Genomic DNA, 24,159 nt, shown 5'->3' on the forward strand with positions numbered 1-24,159 from the left:
TGTCGGGGTATCAACATATCTGGCGTTGACTTTTGGCACGCTGTTGAGTTCTCAAGGAACGGACGCTTCCTTTGTACTCACCCGAGACACTGTCTCCGGCTTTCCTCCGGGCGCTTTCCCTTCAGTCTTGCGTTTCCGACTCTATCAGATCTTCCCGACCCGATTTCCTCGGTGCTTTCCAGGTTCCCGCTTTCGCGTTTCCCTTTCCGGCGGACCCGACTTTAGCAGAGATTCTGCGCCGGGATTTCCCGCCCCTCGGACTCGACTCCGAGCCACGCAGTGGCCGGGTGTCCGTCGGAGCGGAGCTGTAAACGTACTGGAGCGGGTCGCCCCGATGCAAATCGAGGCGACCCGCTCCAGGTTCGCGCAGGCCGGAGCCCGACGGCGCGTCAGACCTCCACGACCACAGGGAGGATCATCGGCCGGCGCCGGTAGCGGTCGGAGACCCACTTGCCCAGCGTGCGGCGCACGAGCTGCTGGAGCTGGTGCGGTTCGACGACGCCGTCCTGGGCCGAGCGCTCCAGCACTTCCGTGATCTTGGGGAGCACGTCGGTGAAGGCGGAGTCCTCGATGCCGGAGCCGCGGGCGTGGACGTGCGGTCCCCCCGTGATCTTTCCGGTGGAGGAGTCGATGACGACGAAGACCGAGATGATGCCCTCGTCGCCGAGGATCTTGCGGTCCTTGAGGGCCGGCTCGCCCACGTCGCCGACGGAGAGGCCGTCGACGTAGACGTATCCCGCCTGGACCTTGCCCGTGATCTTCGCCTTGCCCTCGACGAGGTCGACGACGACGCCGTCCTCGGCGATGACGATGCGGTCGTGCGGGACGCCGGTCATGGCGCCCAGTTCGGCGTTGGCCCGCAGGTGGCGCCATTCGCCGTGGACCGGCATCAGGTTCTTCGGCCGGCAGATGTTGTAGAAGTACAGCAGCTCGCCGGCGGAGGCGTGGCCCGAGACGTGGACCTTGGCGTTGCCCTTGTGGACGACGTTGGCGCCCCAGCGGGTCAGGCCGTTGATGACGCGGTAGACCGCGTTCTCGTTGCCGGGGATGAGGGACGAGGCCAGGATCACCGTGTCGCCGTCGACGATGCGGATCTGGTGGTCCCGGTTGGCCATGCGGGAGAGCGCGGCCATCGGTTCGCCCTGCGAGCCGGTGCAGACCAGGACGACCTCGCTGTCCGGCAGGTCGTCGAGGGTCTTGACGTCGACGACCAGGCCCGGCGGCACCTTCAGGTACCCGAGGTCCCGGGCGATGCCCATGTTGCGGACCATCGAGCGGCCGACGAAGGCGACCCGGCGGCCGTACTCGTAGGCGGCGTCCAGGATCTGCTGGATGCGGTGGACGTGGCTGGCGAAGCTGGCCACGATGATCCGCTTGCCGGCGCCGGCGAAGACCTGGCGCAGCACGTTGGAGATGTCCCGCTCGTGCGCGGTGAAGCCGGGGACCTCGGCGTTGGTGGAGTCGCTGAGCAGGAGGTCGATGCCCTCCTCGCTCAGCCGCGCGAACGCGTGCAGGTCGGTGAGGCGGTTGTCCAGCGGGAGCTGGTCCATCTTGAAGTCGCCGGTGTGCACGACCATGCCCGCCGGGGTGCGGATGGCGACGGCCAGCGCGTCCGGGATGGAGTGGTTGACCGCGATGAACTCGCAGTCGAAGGGGCCGATGCGTTCACGGTTCCCCTCCGCCACCTCCAGGGTGTACGGGCGGATGCGGTGCTCCTGGAGCTTCGCCTCGATGAGCGCGAGGGTCAGCTTCGAGCCGATCAGCGGGATGTCCGGCTTCTCGCGCAGGAGATAGGGGACACCGCCGATGTGGTCCTCGTGACCGTGGGTGAGGACGATGCCCTCGATGTCGTCGAGGCGGTCACGGATGGACGTGAAGTCCGGCAGGATCAGGTCGATTCCGGGCTGCTCCTCCTCGGGGAAGAGCACTCCGCAGTCGACGATCAGCAGACGGCCGCCGTATTCGAAGACCGTCATGTTGCGGCCGATCTCGCCGAGGCCGCCGAGTGGGGTGACCCGCAGGCCGCCTTCGGTGAGCGGCGGCGGCGGGCCCAGTTCGGGATGCGGATGACTCAAAAGACTCTCCTCACCACACACGCCACGTACCGGTGGGGCACGTGGCGCGCGTGACGTTCGTGCAGATGCAGGGGTCCGATGGGACGCAGGTACCGGTGACCTGCCTGTTCAGTTGTGGGGCCGGGAAGCCGGCCGGTCGTGCGGATGGTGCGAAGTCTGTGGTCAGAGCTGTACCCCGCCGGCGACAAGATCGATCTTGAGCTGTTCGGTCTCCTCCGGCGTGAGCCCGACCATCGGCGCGCGCAGCGGACCGGCGGGCAGCCCCAGCAGGGCGAGCGCGGCCTTGGTGGTCATGACGCCCTGCGTGCGGAACATGCCGGTGAAGACCGGCAGCAGCTTCTGGTGGATCTCCAGTGCCTTCTGTACGTCACCGGCGACGTGCGCGTCCACCATGGCGCGCAGTTCCGGGGTGACGACGTGGCCGACGACGGAGACGAAGCCGATCGCGCCCACGGAGAGCAGCGGCAGGTTCAGCATGTCGTCGCCGGAGTACCAGGCGAGGCCGGAGCGGGCGATGGCCCAGCTCGCGCGGCCCAGGTCGCCCTTGGCGTCCTTGTTGGCGACGATGCGCGGGTGCTCGGCCAGCCGGACCAGCGTCTCGGTGTTGATGGGGACGCCGCTGCGGCCGGGGATGTCGTAGAGCATCACGGGCAGGCCGGCGGAGTCGGCGATGGCCGTGAAGTGCAGGTACAAACCCTCTTGCGGGGGCTTGTTGTAGTACGGGGTGACGACCAGCAGGCCGTGTGCGCCGGCGTTCTCGGCGGCGCGGGCCAGTTCGACGCTGTGCTGGGTGTTGTTCGTGCCGACTCCGGCCACGACGTGCGCCCGGTCTCCCACCGCCTCCACGACGGCCCGTACGAGGTCGGCCTTCTCCGCGTCGCTGGTGGTCGGGGACTCGCCGGTGGTGCCGTTGACGATCAGGCCGTCGTTGCCTGCGTCGACCAGATGGGCGGCGAGCCGCTGCGCGCCGTCGAGGTCGAGTGCGCCGTCCGCCGTGAAGGGCGTGACCATGGCGGTGAGGACCCGCCCGAAGGGGGTCTGCGGAGTGGAGGTCGGAGCCATGGGTTACACGCTACTCGTTGCTCAGGGCGAGGTCTGCCCTCGGGGGATGTGGCGGGTTGGTCTCAGGGTGGAGCCCGGCACTGCCTGCTCGGGGGTTCAAGCAGTGCCGGGTCCCTTTGATCAGGCTAGATGAACTTCTCTAAATGCCGCAATACGGACACCTCGCACGGCTGATACGCACATGTGTGCCCGGCCGGCGAAGCCGCGGGTCAGGGCGCGATCCGCCCGTTGGCGTTGAACGCCGCGTGGGTGAGCGGCATCAGCCGGGCCCACTCGGCCTCCATGCGCTCGCCGACCATCTCGATCTCGCGCTGCGGGAACGAGGGGACCTGGGCCAGCTCGTGCTGGGTGCGCAGGCCGAGGAAGTGCATGAGCGAGCGCGCGTTGCAGGTGGCGTACATCGAGGAGTACAGGCCGACCGGGAGCACCGAGCGGGCGACCTCGCGGGCGACGCCGCCGGCGAGCATCGTCCGGTAGGTCCGGTACGCCTGGAGGTACGACTCCTCCATCGACCGGCTCACCAGCTCGTGCTGCTCGGCGGTGCCCTCGACGAAGACGTACTTGCCGGGGCGGCCCTGCTGGACCAGCTTGCGCGAGGTGTCCGGCACGTAGAAGACCGGCTGGAGCTCGCGGTAGCGGCCGGACTCCTCGTTGTAGGACCAGCCGACGCGGTGCCGCATGAACTCGCGGAAGACGAAGATCGGGGCACTGATGAGGAAGGTCATCGAGTTGTGCTCGAAGGGGCTGCCGTGCCGGTCCCGCATGAGGTAGTTGATCAGGCCCTTGGAGCGCTCGGGGTCCTTGTCCAGCTCGGCCAGGGACTGCTCTCCGAGGGTCGAGACGCGGGCGGCGAACAGGACGTCGGAGTCGGTCGCGCTGTTCTTGACCAGCTCGACGGTGACGTCGCTGCGAAGGTCGATCTTGAAATCGTCGGGGGGCGTGTCGGTCACGGGTGCGGGGCCTTCCCATCTGGTCGCTTGGGACTGCCACTCTACGGGCCGCGGAAAGGGGCGTTCACGCGCGTGCCGCGATGAAGCCGGTGAAACCGGGCACTTTCCACGACGCTCGTTCGTTTGTGTCAGTGACAGTGATTCGCTCGATTCGCTCGATTTCCCGGAAGGGAGACGCACCGATGCTCCGCCGGCGCGAACCGGTCCCCTTCGCCTTCGTGGCCGAAGCCGACAGGTTCCGCAGCAATGTCACTCCCCCGCCGCGTGAGCGGCCCTCCGCCGGCCAGTTGGCCGGGCGCTGGCTGCTGGGCCTGACCGTCGTGGCCGGACTCGTGGGGTCCCTGGTGATCGGGATGCCCGCACTCTCCGCCGACCAGCCCTCGCCGCGGCACCAGCAGACACAGGCGACCGACGGCCGCTGATCCGGCACCCGGCCGGTCCTCACTCCATCCGGGGCCCCGGGTGGTGACCCGGTACGCAGGTCGATAACCTCACCGGGCACAGCCCACGCCATGGAACGAGTGAGGACCAGCCGTGCCCCTGCCCTTCCTGACGGCCGATCGCGCTTTCGACGCGGCCGACGACGTCGCGCTGCCGTACGACGACCGCGACCACTGGCGCCGGCCCTACCGGCCGGGGCCGTGGCGGGTCGGCGCGGCGGCGCTGATGCTGTTGCTCGCCTCGTTCGTGCTCTTCGCCGCGGTCATCATCGGGGCGACGGGCACCCTCTCCTCCGCCGGGGTCGTCTTCGGCCTGGCGGCCGTGGTGATCGCGGGCGCGCTGCGGCTGCTGCGCATGGGCGCCTGGGTGAGCGCGAACGGGGTGCGCCAGGTCGGCTTCCTCACCACCCGCACGCTCAACTGGCAGCAGGTCGCCAGCGTCCGCACGGTGCAGCAGCCGGTGCGCTGGCTGGGGCTGCCGCGGACGGTGCAGGGCCAGGCCCTGCTGCTGGTGAGGCAGGGCCGGTCGGCAGACCCGACGCAGCCGCTGATGACCACGCACAACGCCGACTTCCTCCAGCGGGAGGACGCCTTCGACCGGGCCGCCGACGCCGTGGAGGCGTGGGCCGACGAGTACCGGCGGGGCTGAGCACGCACAGCGTCCCGGTGGCCCGGTCCCGCGCAGGCGGGGCCGGGCCACCGGTCGTTCTCCTCGCGGTCAGGCCGCCTCGGCCCGGCGCCCCTGGTGCAGGGCGATGGCGCGCTGCATCGCCTTGCGGGCGCGCGGGGTGTCGCGGGCGTCCTGGTAGGCGACGGCGAGCCGGAACCAGCTCCGCCAGTCCTCGGGGGCGTCCTCGGTCTCGGCCTTGCGCCGGGCGAAGACCTCGTCCGCCGAGTCCCGGTCGATACGGCCGCTCGGGGTGCGCCGCAGCTCGTCGACGGGGAGTCCGCCCTCGGCGTCGAGTTCGGCGGCGAGCTGGTTGGCCCGGCGGACGAACTGGGTGTTCTTCCACAGGAACCACACGCCGATCCCGGGCAGGATCAGCACCGCGACGCCGAAGGTCACGGTCAGCGGTGTGCCGGTGGTGATGAGCAGTACGCCGCGGCTGCCGACCAGGACGAAGTAGAAGACGAGGACGGCGGCCGTGACGGCATAGGTGATCTTCGCGCGCATGGCTGTCAGCGGCTCGTCCCGGTGGTCCGTGCGGTGCCGGTCATGCGTCCAGGTCCAGGAAGTGCTCCAGGCCGATGGTGAGGCCCGGGGCGGCGGGCACCCGGCGGGCGCCGAGCAGGATGCCCGGCATGAAGCTGCTGTGGTGCAGCGAGTCGTGGCGGACGGTGAGGGTCTCGCCCTCGCCGCCGAGCAGGACCTCCTGGTGGGCGAGGAGCCCGCGCAGCCGCACGGCGTGTACCGGGACACCGTCGACGTCCGCGCCGCGGGCGCCCTCCAGGGCGGTGACGGTGGCGTCGGGGGCCGGGGCGCTGCCGGCGCGGCGGCGGGCCTCGGCGATGAGCTGGGCGGTGCGCGTGGCGGTGCCGCTGGGGGCGTCGACCTTGTTCGGGTGGTGCAGCTCGACGACTTCGACGGACTCGAACCAGGGGGCGGCGATCTGCGCGAACTTCATGGTCAGCACGGCGCCGATGGAGAAGTTCGGCGCGATGAGGACGCCCGTTCGCGGGGACTGGGCGAGCCATCCGCGGAGCTGTGCGAGGCGTTCGTCGGTCCAGCCGGTGGTGCCGACGACGGCGTGGATGCCGTGGCGCACGCAGAAGTCGAGGTTGCCCATGACCGAGGCCGGGGTGGTCAGCTCGACGGCGACCTGGGCGCCGGTCTCGGCCAGCGTCTCCAGCTTGTCGCCGCGTCCGAGGGCGGCGACCAGTTCCATGTCCTCGGCGGCCTCCACCGCCCGTACCGCCTCGGAGCCGATACGGCCCTGGGCGCCGAGGACCGCCACGCGCAGCTTGCTCATCTTCTTGGTTCCTTACCGGAGAGTGTTCAGGCGACGGCGTCGTGCAGCCGGGACGCCTGCTTGTCCTTCAGCGGGCCGATGACCGACAGCGAGGGCCGCTGTCCCAGGACGTCCCGGGCGACGGCGCGGACGTCGTCCGGCGTGACCGAGGCTATCCGGGCCAGCATGTCGTCGACGGACATCTGCTCGCCCCAGCACAGTTCGCTCTTGCCGATACGGTTCATCAGCGCGCCCGTGTCCTCCAGTCCGAGGACGGTGGAGCCGCGGAGCTGGCCGACGGCCCGGTCGATCTCCTCGTCGGGCAGTCCGTGCTCGGCGACCCGGTCCAGTTCGTCCCGGCAGATCTTGAGCACGTCGTGCACCTGGGAGGGCCGGCACCCCGCGTAGACGCCGAAGAGCCCGCAGTCGGCGAAGCCGGAGGTGTACGAGTAGACGCTGTAGGCGAGGCCGCGCTTCTCCCGGACCTCCTGGAAGAGGCGGGAGGACATGCCGCCGCCGAGGGCGGCGTTGAGGACGCCGAGGGCCCAGCGGCGCTCGTCGGTGCGGGCGAGGCCGGGCATGCCGAGGATGACGTGGGCCTGCTCGGTCTTGCGGCCGATCACCTCGACGCGGCCGGTGGCGCGGACGCCGCGCCGGCCGGAGCGCGGGGCGATGGGCTCGGCCACCGCGTCCTTGAAGGCGCCGGCCCCCTCGAAGGCGGCGCGGACCTGGCGGACGACCTTGGCGTGGTCGACGTTGCCGGCGCAGGCGACGACCAGGTGGGTCGGGTCGTAGTGCTTGCGGTAGAAGCGGCGGATGCGGTCGGCGGTGAGCGCGTTGACCGTGTCGACGGTGCCGAGGACGGGGCGGCCGAGGGCGCTGTCGCCGAACATGGTGTGCGCGAACAGGTCGTGCACGCAGTCGCCCGGGTCGTCCTCGGTCATGGCGATCTCTTCGAGGATGGCGCCCCGCTCGACGTCGACGTCCTCTTCGCGGATGAGGGAGCCGGTCAGCATGTCGCAGACCACGTCGATGGCGAGCGGCAGGTCGGTGTCGAGCACGCGCGCGTAGTAGCACGTGTACTCCTTGGCCGTGAACGCGTTGATCTCCCCGCCGACGGCGTCGAGGGCGGCGGAGATGTCCAGGGCCGACCGGCGCGAGGTGCCCTTGAAGAGCAGGTGCTCCAGGTAGTGGGTGGCGCCGTTGAGGGCCGGGGTCTCGTCGCGGGAGCCGACGTGCGCCCAGATGCCGAAGGTCGCCGAGCGGACCGAGGGCAGGGTCTCGGTGACGATGCGCAGACCGCCGGGGAGTGTGGTCTTGCGGACGGTGCCGATGCCGTTCTCTCCCTTGATCAGGGTTTGGGTACGGGCGACGGCCCGCGCCTCCGGGGAGGTGCGGGCCGTCGTCCTGGCGCTACGGGACGTCACTTGTCGGTGTCGTCCTTCTTGTCCTCGGCGGACTCGTCCTCGCCCTCGATCACGGGGATCAGGGAGAGCTTGCCGCGGGAGTCGATCTCGGCGATCTCGACCTGGACCTTGTGGCCCACGCCGAGCACGTCCTCGACGTTCTCCACGCGCTTGCCGCCGGCCAGCTTGCGGATCTGCGAGATGTGCAGCAGACCGTCCTTGCCGGGCAGCAGGGAGACGAAGGCGCCGAAGGTCGTGGTCTTGACGACCGTGCCCAGGTACCGCTCGCCGACCTCGGGCATCGTCGGGTTGGCGATGCCGTTGATCGTGGTGCGGGCGGCCTCGGCGGCGGGACCGTCGGCGGCGCCGATGTAGATCGTGCCGTCGTCCTCGATGGTGATCTCGGCGCCGGTGTCCTCCTGGATCTGGTTGATCATCTTGCCCTTGGGGCCGATGACCTCGCCGATCTTGTCGACCGGGATCTTCACGGTGATGATCCGCGGCGCGTTGGGGGACATCTCGTCCGGCGTGTCGATCGCTTCCATCATCACGTCGAGGATGTGGAGGCGGGCGTCGCGGGCCTGCTTGAGGGCGGCGGCCAGGACGGAGGCGGGGATGCCGTCCAGCTTGGTGTCGAGCTGGAGGGCGGTGACGAACTCCTTGGTGCCGGCGACCTTGAAGTCCATGTCGCCGAAGGCGTCCTCGGCACCGAGGATGTCGGTCAGGGTGACGTAGTGCGTCTCGCCGTCGATCTCCTGGGAGATCAGGCCCATGGCGATGCCGGCGACCGGGGCCTTGAGGGGCACACCGGCGTTGAGCAGCGACATGGTGGAGGCGCAGACCGAGCCCATGGAGGTCGAGCCGTTGGAGCTGAGCGCCTCGGAGACCTGGCGGATCGCGTAGGGGAACTCCTCGCGGGTCGGCAGGACCGGGATCAGGGCGCGCTCGGCGAGGGCGCCGTGGCCGATCTCGCGGCGCTTGGGGGAGCCGACGCGGCCGGTCTCGCCGGTGGAGTACGGCGGGAAGTTGTAGTTGTGCATGTAGCGCTTGCGCGTCACCGGGGAAAGGGTGTCGAGCTGCTGCTCCATGCGGAGCATGTTGAGGGTGGTGACGCCCAGGATCTGCGTCTCGCCCCGCTCGAAGAGGGCCGAGCCGTGCACCCGCGGGATGGCCTCGACCTCGGCGGCCAGGGTGCGGATGTCGGTGACACCGCGGCCGTCGATGCGCTTCTTCTCCTTGATGACGCGCTCGCGGACCAGGCTCTTGGTCAGCGAGCGGTACGCGGCGGAGATCTCCTTCTCGCGGCCCTCGAACTCCGGCAGGAGCTTCTCGGCGGCCAGCGCCTTGACGCGGTCCAGCTCCGTCTCGCGCTCCTGCTTGCCGGCGATGGTGAGCGCCTGGGCCAGCTCGGGGCGGACGGCGCCGGTCAGCGCCTCCAGGACGTCGTCCTGGTAGTCCAGGAAGACCGGGAACTCGCCGGTCGGCTTGGCGGCCTTCGCGGCGAGGTCGGCCTGGGCCCGGCAGAGCACCTTGATGAAGGGCTTCGCGGCGTCCAGACCGGCGGCGACGACCTCCTCGGTGGGGGCGTCGGCGCCGCCCTCGACCAGCTTGATGGTCTTCTCGGTGGCCTCGGCCTCGACCATCATGATCGCGACGTCGCCGTCCTCCAGGGTGCGGCCCGCGACCACCATGTCGAAGACGGCGTCCTCGAGCTCGGTGTGGGTCGGGAACGCCACCCACTGGCCGCTGATCAGCGCGACGCGGACGCCGCCGATCGGGCCGGAGAAGGGCAGGCCGGCGAGCTGCGTCGACGCGGAGGCGGCGTTGATCGCCACGACGTCGTACAGGTGGTCGGGGTTGAGCGCCATGATCGTGGCGACGACCTGGATCTCGTTGCGCAGGCCCTTCTTGAAGGAGGGGCGCAGCGGGCGGTCGATCAGGCGGCAGGTGAGGATCGCGTCCTCGGAGGGGCGGCCCTCGCGGCGGAAGAAGCTGCCGGGGATCTTGCCGGCGGCGTACATCCGCTCCTCGACGTCCACCGTGAGGGGGAAGAAGTCGAGCTGGTCCTTGGGGTTCTTGGAGGCGGTGGTGGCCGACAGCACCATGGTGTCGTCGTCCAGGTAGGCCACGGCGGAGCCGGCGGCCTGCCGGGCCAGGCGGCCGGTCTCGAAGCGGATGGTGCGGGTGCCGAAGGCGCCATTGTCGATGACGGCCTCGGTGTAGTGGGTCTCGTTCTCCACTAGTGTTTTCTCCTCGTCTTCGTCCCCGTGCCCGTGTGGCGGGGGGACGGTTGCGGAGAAGCGCTCCGTGCGGTGCGGGCCGGTCTTCGATCGAAGCACCCGGGGTGTGTCCCGGGGGCCACTACCGAGGACCGGCGGCGGCTAGGCGCGCTTCTCCTCGTCTCGTTCGTCCGCGTGGGTCTTCCGCCCGGTCCGGGCGGTGCGCCCCACGCTGTCTCGTACATCGTGTGCTACCAGACTACAAAGCCGCGGTGACACCGCGCACGTACGGCAAAGGGAGCGGCCCCCGAACGATGGGAACCGCTCCCTTCACGGTGTGCTAGCGGGCGCCCGCCGCACCGCGGCGGATGCCGAGGCGGTCGACCAGCGCGCGGAAGCGCTGGATGTCCTTCTTGGCGAGGTACTGCAGCAGCCGGCGGCGCTGGCCGACCAGGATGAGCAGACCACGGCGGGAGTGGTGGTCGTGCTTGTGGGTCTTGAGGTGCTCCGTCAGGTCGGAGATCCGACGGGACAGCAGCGCGACCTGGACCTCGGGGGAGCCGGTGTCGCCCTCCTTGGTACCGAACTCGGTGATGATCTGCTTCTTCACTGCGGCGTCGAGCGACACGCGTACTCCTCAGGTCTGGGAAAGGGCCTTCGAGTGCCCCCGGTCTGCGTCTCGGGGGATCTTCCGTGACTCGGAAGGCGGGGCTCGCCGGGCGCGGCCTCCTGAGGCTCGGGCAGAGACTCGGGGGGTGCGTACACAAACGGCCGTCACACAGCGTACCAGCCTGGAAGGGCCCTTCCGCCGGGAAGGCCGCGTGGATCACCGTCGCAGGTGAACGCGGGGGCGTTCCCCTTTTCTCCCGGTCCCGGGGCGGGGCCGGCCGGTACTGTGAGCGCCGACCGTTTGTACCGGGCGAAAGGACCCCGCCTCCATGGCTGATGTGCCGGACCAGGACCTCAAGGCGCGCAAGGACCGGGAGCGCGACGAGTTGTACGCCCTGGACATCTCGGGTGTCGAGTGGCACTGCGCGCCGGGTACGGAGCAGGAGGAGGAGCGCGTCGAGATCGCGTACCTGCCGGACGGCGCGGTCGCCATGCGGTCCTCCCTCGACCCGGAGACCGTACTGCGGTACACGGAGGCGGAGTGGCGGGCGTTCGTGCTCGGTGCCCGGGACGGGGAGTTCGATCTGGAGCCGGCGCCGCGCCGGCAGGACGGCGCCGCCGCCGAGTGAGACGCGGGCCGCCCGGGACGCGATCGTCCCGGGCGGCCCGGTCCCGCCGGTCTCACCGGCCCTGCCGGCCCCGCCGGCTCGTCAGCTCGTCAGCTCGTCATCGAGCGTACGGACGTGTACACGTCGAAGACGGCGAGGGCCAGCGGAACCAGCGTGAGCAGGACGAACCCCTCGGCGATCTCCAGGAAGCGGCCCCAGAACGGGGTCAGCCCGCTGCGCGAGGCCATCAGGCCGACCGCGGTGACCAGGGCCGCCGCCGCGGCGATGGCCGCCAGCAGCCACACCGTCCGGATGTCGAGGTCGGTCCGGTCGCCCGCCAGGGCCTGCTTCAGCAGGCTGTCCGGCGTGTGGATGGCCAGGCCGAGGCCGAGCGCGACCAGCGAGCCGAGCCCCGCGGCCAGCACGGTGGCGACCTGCGCGGTGTAGCGGAAGAGCTGCGCGCGCATCAGCAGGGCGATGCCGGTGGCCAGGGCCAGCAGCCGCGTCCAGAGCCCGTCGGAGAAGCCGAGCACCAGCGCGGAGCCGACCGCGAGCAGCGAGCAGCCGCCGACCAGGCCGACGAGCAGTTCGTGGCCGCGGCGGGCCTGCGCCTCCACGCGCACGGCGTCCACCGGCTCGTGGGGCTCGGGATCGGCGCCGTACGCGCCCCGCGCGCCGCCGGTGGGCGCCTCGAAGCCGATGGGCAGCCGCGCGAAGCGCAGGGACAGACCCGGCAGGAAGGCCAGGGCGCCGACCGCGACCGGCGCGCACAGCGCGGCGATCTCCGCCGGACCCCAGTCACCCAGGAGCGCCGCGAACGCGGCGACCAGGCCGACGCCCGAGGCGGTCACGAAGGCGACGAACGGGCCGTCGGCGCGCGGCGAGCACAGGGCGAGGACCACCGAGGCCACCAGCACGGCCGCGCAGGCCAGCAGGAACTGGAGCCTGCCCACCCCCTGGCCGTCGGACAGCGACAGCAGGCCGGAACCGGCCACCCCCACGTTGGGCAGCGCGCCGAGGCCGAGCGCGACGGCCGCGGCCCGGTCGTCGTAGACGCGGGCGCGCACGCAGCCGAGGACGACCAGCAGCAGCCCGGCGACGCCGGCGAGGACGCCGGGCAGCCCGTGCATGTCGTGGCGCGGGTCGGCCGTCCAGGCGACGAAGGCGAGCAGCGCGGAGAGGACGCCGCCGGCGGTCAGGCCCGCGGCGCGGGTGAGGTCGCCGCGCCACAGGGAGCGGTCCCGGTTCACCGCGGAGGCGACCGCGTCGGACACGTCGTCGAAGACGGCCGGCGGCAGCGACTCGGAGAACGGGCGCAGCGTGAGGAGTTCGCCGTCGAGGATGCGCTGCGCCGCGAAGGAGCGGGCGCTGTCGAGGACGGTGCCGTCCCGGCGGACGAGGTGGTAACCGACCGGGGCGCCCTCGGCGGCGGTCTGCCGGGCGAGCCGGAGGATCTCGGGATGGACGTCGGCGACCGGGACGTCGTCGGGCAGTGCCACGTCGATCCGGCTGTCCGGCGCGACGATGGTGACCCGGCAGAAGCCGAGCCCCGTCATGGCGCCGGACGGGGCGGCCCGGCCGGGTCCGCCCGGGGCCGTGGCCGCCGTGGAGGCCGTCGTGCTCACCTGCTGCTCCCCCTCGGTGCTGATGCTGTGTCCGCGGCGTGAGGGTCCCGCGCCTGTTTCCCGGTGCCCTGCGGCACGGTGTCGTGCGGGCCGGCGCGGGACCGTCCGGCCGGGCCCGGCGCCGCCGTGCCGCGCCGCACCTCGCGCCTGTCCTCGGTCCGCGGAGTCCGCGTGTGCTCACGCGGACCTCCGGCACCCTACCGCCCGTCGGCCGGCGGTGAGGTCAGTAGGATCACGCGGCGGCCCCCGTCCGCCTGACACGGGGTGGCGGACGGATAACCCCGCGGGTCCGCATGGGGATTGGTGAGCAGTGAGCCAGATCGTCGTGAAGCGTCCGCCCAGGGCGCTGCCACGGGACGTTCCCTCGGGAGAGGTCGTCGTCCAGCCGCCGCCCGAGCTGCCGAAGGGGCGTCAGGAGAGCGTGCTGATGCAGCTCCTGCCGACGCTCGGCATGGGCGGCTCGGTCGTCTTCTTCTTCACCAGCGGACAGCCCTTCATGCGCGTGATGGGCATGGTGATGATCGCCTCGACGATCGTCATGTCGATCGCCATGGTGGTCCGCTTCCGCCGCGGCTCCCAGGGCCAGATCGCCGATCTGCGCCGGGACTACCTGAGCTACCTGGCGCAGACCCGCCGGACCACGCTGGAGACGGCGCGGGCGCAGCGGGACGCGCAGTATTACCTGCACCCCTCGCCCGAGCAGTTGTGGGCGCTGGTCGCCGAGGGCTCCCGGGTGTGGGAACGGCGGCCGGGCGACGAGGACTTCGCGCAGGTCCGGATCGGCCTGGGCCCGCAGGACCTCGCCACGCCGCTGATCGCCCCCGAGACGGGCCCAGTGGACCAGTTGGAGCCGCTCACGGCCGGTGCGATGCAGCGCTTCGTCGCCGTCCACGGCACCCTGGACGATCTGCCGATGGCCGTCTCGCTGCGTGCCTTCTCCCACGTCACGATCGGCGGCGACCCGGACTCCGTCCGTTCCTGCGCCCGCGCGCTGACCTGTTCGCTGGCCGCGCTGCACTCCCCCGAGGACCTGATCGTCGCGGTCGCCGTGGGCCGGGACGCGGGCGGGCACTGGGAGTGGGCCAAGTGGCTGCCGCACGTGCAGCTCCCGGGCGTCGCGGACGGTGCCGGAGCGCGCCGGCTGATCGGCGCCGACCCGCGTGAGCTGGAGGACCTGCTGTCCGCGCGGCTGACCGGGCGGCCCCGCTTCCACCCCAACGCCGCTCCCCTGCCGGACACTCCGCACCTCGTCGTCGTCCTCGACGGGGTCTCGCTCGCGCCGGACTCGCTGCTGGCGACGCCCGAGGGCCTCCAGGGGGTCACCCTGGTCGAACTGGCCGAGGGGGAACCGGCCGGTGCCCGCGGCGACCTGTCGGTCCTCGTCCACCCCCGGTCGCTGCACCTGGAGTCGGCCGACGGATTCGGTTACGAGGGCACGCCCGACGTCCTGTCGTACGAGTCCGCGGAGGCGCTGGCCCGCCAACTGGCGCCGCTGCGCATGGCCTCGGGCGGCGACGACGACGAACCGCTGCTGGCCAACCTGGAGTTCACCGACCTGCTGAACCTGGGCGACGCCGCCTCCGTCGACACCCGGCGCACCTGGCGCACCCGTTCGCAGGCGGAGCGGCTGCGGGTGCCGATCGGCGTCGGCGAGGACGGGCGGCCGGTGATGCTCGACATCAAGGAGGCGGCCCAGGAGGGCATGGGCCCGCACGGACTGTGCGTGGGCGCCACCGGTTCCGGCAAGTCGGAGCTGCTGCGCACGCTGGTGCTCGGCCTCGCGGTCACCCACTCCTCCGAGACGCTCAACTTCGTCCTGGCCGACTTCAAGGGCGGCGCCACCTTCGCGGGCATGGCGCAGATGCCGCACGTGGCGGCCGTGATCACCAACCTGGCCGACGACCTGACCCTCGTCGACCGCATGGGCGACTCCATCCGGGGCGAGCTGAACCGCCGCCAGGAGATGCTGCGCGACGCGGGCAACTACGCCAACATCCACGACTACGAGAAGGCCCGCGCGGCCGGCGCCCCGCTCCAGCCCATCCCGTCGCTGCTGCTGGTCATCGACGAGTTCAGCGAACTCCTCACGGCCAAGCCGGACTTCATCGACATGTTCGTGCAGATCGGCCGCATCGGCCGCTCGCTCGGGGTGCATCTGCTGCTCGCCTCGCAGCGGCTGGAGGAGGGCCGGCTGCGCGGTCTGGAGACCTACCTGTCGTACCGGGTCGGCCTGCGCACCTTCTCGGCGGCCGAGTCGCGGGCGGCGCTGGGCGTGCCGGACGCCTACGAGCTGCCGAACGTCCCCGGGTCCGGGTTCCTGAAGTTCGGCACCGGAGAGATGATCCGCTTCAAGGCCGCGTACGTCTCCGGCGTCTACCGCTCCGGTTCGCGCCGCTCCGGCGCGGGGGACGGGCCGCTGCCGCTGGACCGGCGGCCGGTGCTGTTCACGGCGGCCGAGGTGCCGGTGCGGTACGTGCCGGTGCCGCGGCAGGAGACGGGCGCCGAAGAGGTCGACGACGCGCTGGCCGACACCGTGCTGGACGTCGTCGTGCGCCGGCTGGAGGCCCAGGGACCGGCCGCCCACCAGGTGTGGCTGCCGCCGCTGGACAGCCCGCCGTCGCTGGACGGCCTGCTGCCGGGGCTGACCGCCGTGGAGGGCCGGGGGCTCACCCAGCCCGGGTACGAGGGCGCCGGGCGGCTCGTGGTGCCGGTCGGCATCGTCGACAAGCCGTACGAGCAGCGCCGCGACCCGCTGTGGGTGGACTTCTCCGGCGCCGCCGGGCACATGCAGCTCCTGGGCGGCCCGCAGTCCGGCAAGTCGACGCTGCTGCGCTCGCTGATCTGCTCCTTCGCACTCACCCACACCCCGCACGAAGTGCAGTTCTACGGGCTGGACTTCGGCGGTGGCGGCATGGCCGCGGTGGCCGGGCTGCCGCACGTCGGCGGCGTCGCCTCGCGGCTGGACCCGGAGAAGGTGCGGCGCACCGTCGCCGAGGTCTACGGCGTCCTGACCCGCCGCGAGGAGTACTTCCGGTCGTCGGGCATCTCGTCCATCGCCGAGTTCCGCACCCGGCGGGCGCGGGGCGACATCTCGGTCACCGACCAGCCGTGGGGCGACGTCTTCCTCGTCATCGACGGCTGGGCCAACTTCCGTACCGAGTACGAGGGTCTCGACCAGGTGGTGCACGACATCGCCGCCCGGGGCCTCGGCTACGGCATCCACCTGATCCTGTCCGCCTCCCGTTCCATGGAGGTGCGCTCGGCGCTCAAGGACAGCCTGCTGAACCGGCTGGAGCTGCGGCTCGGCGACACGATGGACTCCGAGCTGGACCGCAAGGTGGCCGCCAACGTCCCGACCGGGGTGCCCGGACGGGGTCTGGCCCCGCAGAAGCTGCACTTCATGGCGGCCGTGCCGCGCATCGACGGCCTGACCTCCGACACCGACCTCGCGGACGCCACCGCCTCGCTCGCGGCCGAGGTGACCCGGCACTGGCAGGCGCCGGGGGCGCCGGCCGTACGGCTGCTGCCGCGCGAGTTCCCGGCGGAGCAGTTGCCGCCGGGCGACCGCTTCCCGAAGCAGGGGGTCGCCTTCGCGCTCGACGAGGACAACCTGGAGCCGGTCTTCGTCGACTTCGACCAGGACCCGTTCTTCCTGGTCTTCGGCGAGAGCGAGTCCGGCAAGTCGAACCTGCTGCGGCTGCTCATCACGCAGTTGACGACGCGGTACCCGGGCGAGGAGTGCAAGCTCTTCGTCGTCGACAACCGGCGGTCCCTGCTGGGCGTCACCCCCGACACCCACCTCGCCGAGTACATCCCCATGTCCAACGCCATGGAGCACCACATGGTGGCCCTGGCCGACCTGATGAAGCGCCGCACGCCGACAGCGGACGTGACGGCGCGTCAGCTCCGGGAGCGGAGCTGGTGGCAGGGCCCGACGGTGTACGTGGTCATCGACGACTTCGACCTCGTCTCCACGTCGAGCGGCAATCCGCTCAGCGGGCTGACGGAACTGCTGCCGTTCGCCCGGGACGTGGGCGTCCGCTTCATCATCGCCCGCTCCTCCGCGGGCGCGAGCCGGGCCTCGTACGAGGCGTTCATGCAGCGCATCAAGGAACTGGGCGCGCAGGGCGTCGTCCTGGCGGGCGACCGCGGCGAGGGCGACGTGCTCGGCGGGGTGCGTCCGCGTCCGATGCCTCCCGGGCGGGGCGTGTTCGTGTCCCGCCGCCGGGGCCGCCCGCTGGTGCAGACGGCGCTCATGCCGGAGGACGGCCTGTGAGGCCCGGGGCCGCCGGGGCGGCCCGTTGACCACGGACGCGCTCCGCGACCGGGCCGGCGCGGGCTGACTCCCGGCGGCACGAACACGCCATGCCACCGCCCGCCGTGGCATGGCGCCGGCCGGTGCACGGGCGTACGCCGTCCGAACTCATCGCCGCCCGGGGATGGCCGAGTTGTTACTGTGGCGGGTGCACGCCAACCAAGTGGACGGGGGCAGGGAGCATGGCGGAGCCGGTGGTGGGACCGTACGGCGCAGGGGCCGGGCAGCCGGTCGGGGTGAGGCTGAATCAGTACCCCGTGGAGCCCGGCGGCTCACCGGGGCCCCTGGGCGGTGGCCCGGCGGATCTCGCGTCCAGCCCCGCGCAGAAGAAGGCGGCGGCCAAGGCCATCAAGGAGCACCTCGAACCGGAGACGCAGAAGGCCGGTGCCACGGCGGACGAGTCGACCGGTGCCGCGGTCAAGGCGTTCGCCCCGAAGGACGGCGAGGGCTGGGTCACCTCCTCGGCGCTGAAGAAGGCGCACAAGACCTGGGGCGAGCAGGTGCAGAACCTGATGAACCGGCTCGGTGGCGAGAAGGAAGCCCTGCAGAACACCAACATCCTTCTCCAGAACACCGACTTCGGCGTCGGTCAGGGTGTACGCCAGTCCTCCAGCCTCGACGGCTACTGAGACGCACGCCGGGGCGTCGCCCGGCACGCCACCGTTTCGACCACGCGCACGCACCACGGGGAACCATGCCGACGTACCACGAGATCATGACGACGGACCTGGCCACGCTCACCACGGCGGCCGAGGACTGGGACGACATGGCCAAGGAGTTCCAGAAGCAGGAGAAGGCCTACAAGCGGGACGTGCATGGCATCACGACGGGGCCGCTCTGGCTGGGGCTCAGCGCGGACACCGCCAACCGCCGCTTCGACATCACCCTCAAGGAGTACCAGAGCGCCCAGACCGAGGCGAAGGCCATCGCCTCACTGCTCCGCGACGCCCACACCCAGTTCACCGACCTGCGCGGCAGGCTCACCAGCGCCCGCCAGGACGCCGTCGAAGCCGGGCTGAAGGTCTCCGACCAGGGTGTCGTGGCGTTCGACACGGCGCGGCTCTCCGAAGGCGCCCGCACCGCCTACCACCACGACCCGGACTACCAGGACAGCGTGCGCAAGAGCGTCTCGTCCTGGCAGAGCCGCATAGACCAACTGGTCAAGGACGTGACGGACGCCGACAAGGGCGTCGACATCGCCTTCACCGCCGTCGTCGTCGACACCGACCCCACCGACGGCACCCTCTACGGCTTCAACGGCCGGGCCTACGACGACATCGAGAAGTACGAGGCGGAGAACGCCCTGGACATCGCCGCCCGGCTCGCGGACGGCAAGAAGGTCCCCGCTGCCGAACTCGTCGAGCTGGAACGGGCCTTCCGCGACAACGCCGACGACGAGGTGTTCAGCCGGACCCTGTTGAAGCGCCTCGGCCCGGACGGCACCATCAGGCTCGGCAACGAGCTGAACGAACTCGCCCTCGACGGCAAGGACAAGGCCCGGTACCTGGCGTTGCAGAGCGGGCTCGCCGACACCGTCGCCAGGGCCACCCAGGTGCCCGGCTCGGTCGCCGACGCGCCCCCCGGATCGCAGAAGTTCAAGGACTGGGCAGGGAGTGAGGACGGCCGGTTCTACCGCGAGTGGACCGAGAGCCTCGACACGTACGGCACCAAGAACTACGGCTCCAACACCCAGCCGCTCTACGGCTATCAGTCCTTCGTCGCGCTGATGCAGCACGCCGACGCCACCTTCGACGACCAGTTCCTCTACCAGCTCGGCGACGACCTCATGGCCGCCGAGAAGAAGCAGTCCGGCATCTTCACCGAGTGGGGCGCCGGCCACGAGGGCATCCGGGCGGACGCCGTCGACGGACTCCTCTCCGTGATGAGCAGGAACCCCGACGCGGCCACCGCCTTCTTCGACCCCGCCGGAAACGGCTCGGGCTCCGACCACGTCGGCAACGACCACCTGAAGTACCTGCTCCACGAGCGGGAGTGGCCCCGGCACAGCACGGTCGCCGGTCCCACGGTCATCACCATGGACGACCCGCTGAGCAAGGCCGGGCTGGGCGCCGCGCTGGAGGCGGCGACCACCGGCCGGGAACCGGACTCCGAGGGCGCCTCCTTCGGCCGGCACAGCGAGGCCCAGAGCCGGGTGATGCAGGAGACGATCACCCAGCTCGACAAGGACGCCAAGGGCGACTCCCTCCCGCAGAACCTGAAGGTGCCGCTCGGCCGCGCCCTCGCCGACTACACGGCCGACACCCACGCCATCCTCAGCGGCACCGAGCCGAGCAGCCCCGAGGGGCTCTCCGCCATCAACGCCGACGGCGACGAGTCCGGCATCACCAATAGCAAGCACAGCCTCCTGCGGGTCATGCGCGGGGTCTCCGACGCCGCCTACGGGACCACACCCGACGGCGAGCCCGTCCTCGTCTACGACATGCTGTACGAGAACGAGAAGCTCTACTCCGCGCAGTACCTGGACACCGCCCGGGACGCGCCCGCCGAGCAACAGGCCAACGTCGTCGGCGACTGGGACAACAAGGCCCGCCACGTCGGCCAGGTGTACGGCGCCATGACCGCCATCGGCTCCGACATGGTCCTCGACGACCGGGACACCAAGATCGGCAACCTCAACGACACGATGCGCTACACCTACCACGGTGTCGGCGGCCTCTTCACCCAGATCCCCATCGTCGGCGACCCGGTCCAGCGCATGATCGACGCGGCGACCTACGAGTACTCCAAGGACGTGACGGCCGCCGCCGAGGACGTGGCCCGCGCCGCCGACAGCACGTCCACGTCGGCCGGCATCGGCGGCACCAAGTCCCTCGTCGACGCCTGGGGCACCACGCACGGCGTCGACGGGACCGAGGCCCACGAGCACGCCAGGGGCGAGGCGGAGCAGAGCTTCATCACCGGGCGCGAGGACGCGTACTCCGCCCTGCGCACGAGGAAGTGAGATGACGAACGGACCTCGCCGGGCCGGACTCGGACGAAAGATCATCGCCCCCGTCCTGGCGGTCGCCGTGCTGGCCGGGGGCGTGCACCTGTGGGCGGACACGAACCTCTTCGGCGACGACGACCTGTGCGGAGGGCTGGTCTCCGCCGACGCGGCCGAGGCCGCGCTGCCCGGCGCCGGGCGCCTCTCCGACCGGGGGCTGAACGGCGGCTCGAAGGCCGACGAGGCCGCCTTCACCTGCGTCGTGGAGTCCTCGTCCCTGCTCCCCTGGGCGCAGGACGGGTACCTGCGGATCTCGGGGAGCCGCGCGCGCGGCGACTTCCCCTTCACCTCCGCGGGCCGGACGGGCGCGGCCTCCGTCTCCTTCTTCTCCGGCGGCGCCACCGGCGCGGTCGCAGACGGCCACGGCTGGGTCCTGCTGCCCGAGGAGTGCACCACGGCCGACGGTCCCGCCGTCGTCGACGCGGACGCCCCGAAGGACTCGGAGGCCGCGCCGCTCGCCCGGCTCCTGACCGAGGTCGCCAACAGGGCCGCCGAACGGGCGGGCTGCGCCGGGAAGACGCCCCTGACCGCGCCCAACGCGCTCGCCGCCGCCCCGGAACCGCGCCCGGTCGGCGAGGGTTCCGTGTGCGGCCTGGACGGCCTGCCCTTCCCCGGGACGCCGGACCAGGCCCGTACCGCGCAGGAGACCGTCCAGGACACCGACGGCCCCCTCTGGGCCTGCGAGGTCACCGGCCAGGCCACCTTCACGGTGACCCGGGAACCCCGCCTCCTGGCCGGCATCCTCGCCTCGCCGGGGCTCCGGGAGCGGCCGGACGTGGGCGGCCTGAAGGTCTCCGGCTTCGACGCGAACCACGTCGTCGCGGAGTGCGGGGGCACACCCACCTACTTCTCCATGGAGACCCACCCGGGCTACACCACCGCCTTCGGGAAGCCCGGCACCCCGAAGAGCCGGGAGCTGCACGCCGACTTCGTCAGGCTCGCCGGTGAACGGTTCGGCTGCACCAGGTCCTGATCCCCCGAGCACCGAGGACACGACACGTGAGACACCCACGACACCGGCCGACGCCGGCCGCCGCCGTACTGACCGCGGTGGCCGCGGCCGTGCTGCTCACCGGCTGCCAGGGCGGGGGCGGCGCGGCACCACTGACCCTGAAGGGGCTGACCGAGACCGCCGACAAGGTCCCCGACGGCGGCACGGACACCTGCCCGCTCCCCTACGATCTGGCCGCGGCGGCGAAGGAGGCCGGCGTCGACGCCACGACCGGCCCCGGGTCCGTACGCGACACTGACGAACCCGCCGCCACCGGCGAGGGCGGCACGCGCGCCAAGCCCGGCGAACCGCTGGCCGAGAACCCGGGCGCGCTGGTGAGCTGCACCTTCCACCTCGGCGACGAGGACATACGGGTCCACACCCTCGCCACCCGCGACCCGAGCGGCGTCGCCCCGCTGGCGCCGGTGATCGTGTCCCTGACCGCCTCGTCCGTCGACGACCAGACCGGCTACATCGAGAAGGTCGCGGCTGCCGACCCCGGCGAGGTCCTCGTCACCGACAGCGGCAACGTCGCCGCCGTCCGCCTCGAACCCGACGGCGAGGGATACGCCGCCCTCCTGGTCGGCGCCGGGGAAGCGGGGCGTACCTCCCTGGACCGCGACGCGATCGGCGACCTCACGGAGGCGCTGGCGCGGCAGGTGGGGTAGGCGTACGGCACGGCAGGCAGGCAGGCAGGCGGCACAGGAACAGGGTGGACACCTCCCGTGCGTGTCCACCCTGTTCCGTGTCTCTGCGCGCCTGCCCGCTCGCCTGTCGCGGTGTTGCGGGCTCGCGGTGTTGCGGGCTCGCGGTGTTGCGGGCTCTCCGTGTCGCGGGCTACAGGAAGTAGCTGGCGCCCTTCAGGTCGCCACCGCGGTAGTCACCGCCGGCGAGACCGACGCGCTGGCCGATGCTGACCAGGGCCTGGTGGATGCCGGTGGCGTGGCTGTCCCACTCCTTGGTCTTCTTCGTGAACTCCTCGTACGCTTCACCGCCCCAGCCCGCGGCGGCGTCGAGCACGGCCTTCTTCAGCTCCTCCAGGTCGTCTTCCAGCTTCTTGGCCTGGTCGCCGAGTTCGGTGGCGAGGGCGTCCATCGTGCCGTAGGTGACGGCCAGTTCGTCGTAGTGCGGCTGAGCCATGTCGTCTTCCTCGTTTCCCTGCCGTGCGGCAGACGGTTTTCGGTGGCGTGCGCGGGGCTCGTCAGTAGCCGTTGAGCGCCGACGTCTTGCCGCCCAGGTCCTCGACGGTGATCTTGGTGACGTCCGCCTCGATCTGGTCCTCCAGCTTCCGCTTGTCGGCCTTGTTGAGCTGGATGCCTTCGAGGAAGTCGTCGAGCATCTTGCCGATCGACGCCATGTGACGGTTGATCTCCGTCTGCTTCTTGTCGAAGGCGATGGCGCCCTGACCCGTCCAGCTCTTCTCGATCATGTCGATGGTGGCCTGGAGGCGGGCCAGCGATTCCCGGATCGAGTCGTAGCGGTCGATGACGTTCGTCTGGAGCTTCTGTACCTGGGCCTCATAGAGCTTGCGCCCGTCATTCGCCATGTCGGCAATCCCTTTCGTGAGTGCGGTGCCGCCTTGTGTCACCGCGTGGGGGTGGGGGTCGGTTCCGGTTTCCGCCGGGGAATCGCTACGTGCGCCGCCGGGAGCGGACCACGGCGAAGGCGCCGCCGCCGATCACCAGCACCGCCGCGGCGACGCCGACGACGACCCCGAGCGCCGTACTGCCGAGGGAGTCGGCCTCCGCCGCGACCGCCTCGCCGCCCGGGGAACCCTTGGACGACTCGGCGGCCGAGGGCGCCGGGGAGGGCGTGGCGGGGGTACCGGACTCGGCCGTCAGGACACCGGCCTTGTTCTCCCGTGCCAGCGGGTCGGTGTCCGCCGGCCCGGGTTCGTAGTCGGCCTTCTCCAGCACCTTGCGGGGCCGGATCAGCCCGTACCCGAGATACGTACTGGGGTCGTCCCGCGCCCAGTCACGCCCGGCGGTGTCGATGAGACTGCCGAGCACCTGATACGCCGTCCAGTCGGGATGAGCGGACCAGACCAGGGCGGCGGAGGCGGAGGCGACGGCGGTGGCCACACTCGTTCCCTCACTCGGACAGTAGCCGCGGAAGGTCTCGTCACACCAGGTCGGCACGTCGAGTCCGGGCGCCGCCAGATCCACGTAGTTGCCGTACTCCGAGAACTTTCCGACCTTACCGTTCTTGTCCGACGCCGCGACACCGACAACGTACGGATAGGCGGCCGGGAAACCGATGTAGTTGTACTCCTCCGCGTCATTGCCTGTACCGGCGAACATCAACTTGCCCTTTTCATGGGCATATTGGATCGCCTCGCGAATGTCGTCGTAGTTGAGGTCGATAGTGAAGGACATGTTGATGATCTTCACGTCACTGTCGGCTACCGCTTTGATGACCGCCGACAGGTCAGGGGCCTTCTTGGCCTCCGCCTTGTCGAGCCCCGTCATGGAGACCCGGTACGGAACGATCTTGGCATCAGGGGCGAGCCCCTTCACCGTGCCCCCGGCACCCGTACCCGCGATCAGTTCGGCCATGGCGGTACCGTGGCCGAGGTAATCGTCGGTGGCCTTGTAGTTGAGGGCCTTCGGCACCTCTTCGGTGAGCACCTGCCCCTTCAGGGACTCTGTGGTGTGATTGACGCCCGAATCGACAACGGCGACCTTCACGCCCTTGCCCGTGCTCACCTTCCACATCTCTTCGGCCTTCATCGCCGACAGGTACCACTGCTGGGACTGTGTGTCCGCGACCGCGCCGGGGGCCAGACCCGCCGACAGGACGGCCACGGCGCCGAGCACGGAACAGGCGCGTGCGGCCCGTCTCTTCACGTGTCCCGGAGAGGGCACGGCCCACCTGACGCGTCGGCTGGAACCTGACATGCTTGCCTC

20 protein-coding genes are annotated in these 24,159 nt (G+C 71.1%); 8 read left to right on the forward strand and 12 right to left on the reverse strand.

What is annotated here, in order from left to right; genetic code table 11:
* Positions 1-389: 389 nt before the first annotated feature.
* The 3 genes from J5Y05_RS31275 to thyX form a co-directional block, all read right to left on the reverse strand.
* Positions 390-2,075 carry a ribonuclease J gene (locus tag J5Y05_RS31275; RefSeq protein ID WP_210876687.1) on the reverse strand — a complete coding sequence of 562 codons (1,686 nt, stop codon included), beginning with the start codon at positions 2,073-2,075 and terminating at the stop codon, positions 390-392.
* A 162-nt stretch (positions 2,076-2,237) separates the two neighbouring features.
* A complete protein-coding gene (dapA, locus tag J5Y05_RS31280; RefSeq protein WP_210876688.1) occupies positions 2,238-3,137 on the reverse strand; it encodes a 4-hydroxy-tetrahydrodipicolinate synthase in 900 nt (299 codons plus the stop codon).
* Between the two features lie 209 nt (positions 3,138-3,346).
* Entirely contained in the window at positions 3,347-4,087 is a 741-nt protein-coding gene (gene thyX / locus J5Y05_RS31285; RefSeq protein WP_210876689.1) for an FAD-dependent thymidylate synthase, read from the reverse strand.
* Between the two features lie 182 nt (positions 4,088-4,269).
* On the opposite strand from thyX, the gene J5Y05_RS31290 reads away from it, so the two are divergent.
* Together J5Y05_RS31290 and J5Y05_RS31295 are read left to right on the forward strand one after the other, a co-directional pair.
* The gene (locus J5Y05_RS31290; RefSeq protein ID WP_210876690.1) at positions 4,270-4,509 is read left to right on the forward strand and encodes a hypothetical protein; all 240 of its coding nucleotides are present in this window, start codon (positions 4,270-4,272) and stop codon (positions 4,507-4,509) included.
* 112 nt (positions 4,510-4,621) lie between these two features.
* Positions 4,622-5,176: an SCO5741 family PH domain-containing membrane protein gene (locus J5Y05_RS31295; RefSeq protein WP_210876691.1), complete on the forward strand. Its 555-nt coding sequence runs from the start codon at positions 4,622-4,624 to the stop codon at positions 5,174-5,176.
* 69 nt (positions 5,177-5,245) lie between these two features.
* Here the strand turns inward: J5Y05_RS31295 and J5Y05_RS31300 are convergent, their stop codons facing one another.
* The 5 genes from J5Y05_RS31300 to rpsO form a co-directional block, all read right to left on the reverse strand.
* Positions 5,246-5,701: a hypothetical protein gene (locus J5Y05_RS31300; protein WP_210876692.1), complete on the reverse strand. Its 456-nt coding sequence runs from the start codon at positions 5,699-5,701 to the stop codon at positions 5,246-5,248.
* Between the two features lie 40 nt (positions 5,702-5,741).
* Positions 5,742-6,497, reverse strand: a complete 756-nt coding sequence (dapB, locus tag J5Y05_RS31305) for a 4-hydroxy-tetrahydrodipicolinate reductase (RefSeq protein ID WP_210876693.1) — start codon at positions 6,495-6,497, stop codon at positions 5,742-5,744.
* A 26-nt stretch (positions 6,498-6,523) separates the two neighbouring features.
* Positions 6,524-7,903: a M16 family metallopeptidase gene (locus tag J5Y05_RS31310; protein WP_210876694.1), complete on the reverse strand. Its 1,380-nt coding sequence runs from the start codon at positions 7,901-7,903 to the stop codon at positions 6,524-6,526.
* Complete coding sequence (locus J5Y05_RS31315; RefSeq protein WP_210876695.1) at positions 7,900-10,122, reverse strand: polyribonucleotide nucleotidyltransferase; 2,223 nt, start codon at positions 10,120-10,122, stop codon at positions 7,900-7,902. Before J5Y05_RS31315 ends, J5Y05_RS31310 begins: the two co-directional genes overlap by 4 nt.
* Positions 10,123-10,441: 319 nt before the next feature.
* Positions 10,442-10,729: a 30S ribosomal protein S15 gene (rpsO, locus tag J5Y05_RS31320; protein WP_030423122.1), complete on the reverse strand. Its 288-nt coding sequence runs from the start codon at positions 10,727-10,729 to the stop codon at positions 10,442-10,444.
* Between the two features lie 310 nt (positions 10,730-11,039).
* On the opposite strand from rpsO, the gene J5Y05_RS31325 reads away from it, so the two are divergent.
* Positions 11,040-11,339, forward strand: a complete 300-nt coding sequence (locus J5Y05_RS31325; RefSeq protein ID WP_210876696.1) for a DUF397 domain-containing protein — start codon at positions 11,040-11,042, stop codon at positions 11,337-11,339.
* A gap of 89 nt (positions 11,340-11,428) precedes the next feature.
* On the opposite strand, the gene eccD is transcribed toward J5Y05_RS31325, so the two are convergent.
* Positions 11,429-12,943, reverse strand: coding sequence for a type VII secretion integral membrane protein EccD (gene eccD, locus J5Y05_RS31330; RefSeq protein ID WP_210876697.1), 1,515 nt, complete (start codon positions 12,941-12,943; stop codon positions 11,429-11,431).
* A gap of 310 nt (positions 12,944-13,253) precedes the next feature.
* On the opposite strand from eccD, the gene eccCa reads away from it, so the two are divergent.
* The 5 genes from eccCa (at position 13,254) to J5Y05_RS31355 (ending at position 21,921) form a co-directional block, all read left to right on the forward strand.
* Positions 13,254-17,219, forward strand: coding sequence for a type VII secretion protein EccCa (eccCa, locus tag J5Y05_RS31335; protein WP_210876698.1), 3,966 nt, complete (start codon positions 13,254-13,256; stop codon positions 17,217-17,219).
* Positions 17,220-17,494: 275 nt separating this feature from the next.
* The gene (locus J5Y05_RS31340) at positions 17,495-17,887 is read left to right on the forward strand and encodes a hypothetical protein (RefSeq protein ID WP_307854169.1); all 393 of its coding nucleotides are present in this window, start codon (positions 17,495-17,497) and stop codon (positions 17,885-17,887) included.
* A gap of 65 nt (positions 17,888-17,952) precedes the next feature.
* Positions 17,953-20,220: a hypothetical protein gene (locus J5Y05_RS31345; RefSeq protein ID WP_210876700.1), complete on the forward strand. Its 2,268-nt coding sequence runs from the start codon at positions 17,953-17,955 to the stop codon at positions 20,218-20,220.
* Position 20,221: 1 nt separating this feature from the next.
* Positions 20,222-21,235, forward strand: a complete 1,014-nt coding sequence (locus J5Y05_RS31350; RefSeq protein WP_210876701.1) for a hypothetical protein — start codon at positions 20,222-20,224, stop codon at positions 21,233-21,235.
* Positions 21,236-21,261: 26 nt separating this feature from the next.
* Positions 21,262-21,921, forward strand: coding sequence for a hypothetical protein (locus J5Y05_RS31355; protein ID WP_210876702.1), 660 nt, complete (start codon positions 21,262-21,264; stop codon positions 21,919-21,921).
* A 169-nt stretch (positions 21,922-22,090) separates the two neighbouring features.
* Here the strand turns inward: J5Y05_RS31355 and J5Y05_RS31360 are convergent, their stop codons facing one another.
* The 3 genes from J5Y05_RS31360 to J5Y05_RS31370 all read right to left on the reverse strand — a co-directional run bounded on the left by J5Y05_RS31360 (position 22,091) and on the right by J5Y05_RS31370 (position 24,099).
* Positions 22,091-22,393: a WXG100 family type VII secretion target gene (locus J5Y05_RS31360; protein ID WP_210876703.1), complete on the reverse strand. Its 303-nt coding sequence runs from the start codon at positions 22,391-22,393 to the stop codon at positions 22,091-22,093.
* A 61-nt stretch (positions 22,394-22,454) separates the two neighbouring features.
* Positions 22,455-22,799, reverse strand: a complete 345-nt coding sequence (locus tag J5Y05_RS31365) for a WXG100 family type VII secretion target (RefSeq protein WP_210876704.1) — start codon at positions 22,797-22,799, stop codon at positions 22,455-22,457.
* Positions 22,800-22,884: 85 nt separating this feature from the next.
* The gene (locus J5Y05_RS31370; RefSeq protein ID WP_307854171.1) at positions 22,885-24,099 is read right to left on the reverse strand and encodes a S8 family serine peptidase; all 1,215 of its coding nucleotides are present in this window, start codon (positions 24,097-24,099) and stop codon (positions 22,885-22,887) included.
* Positions 24,100-24,159 lie beyond the last annotated feature (60 nt).

This window comes from Streptomyces tagetis, from assembly GCF_018069565.1.
In the GTDB taxonomy this organism is placed as follows: Bacteria; Actinomycetota; Actinomycetes; order Streptomycetales; family Streptomycetaceae; genus Streptomyces; species Streptomyces tagetis.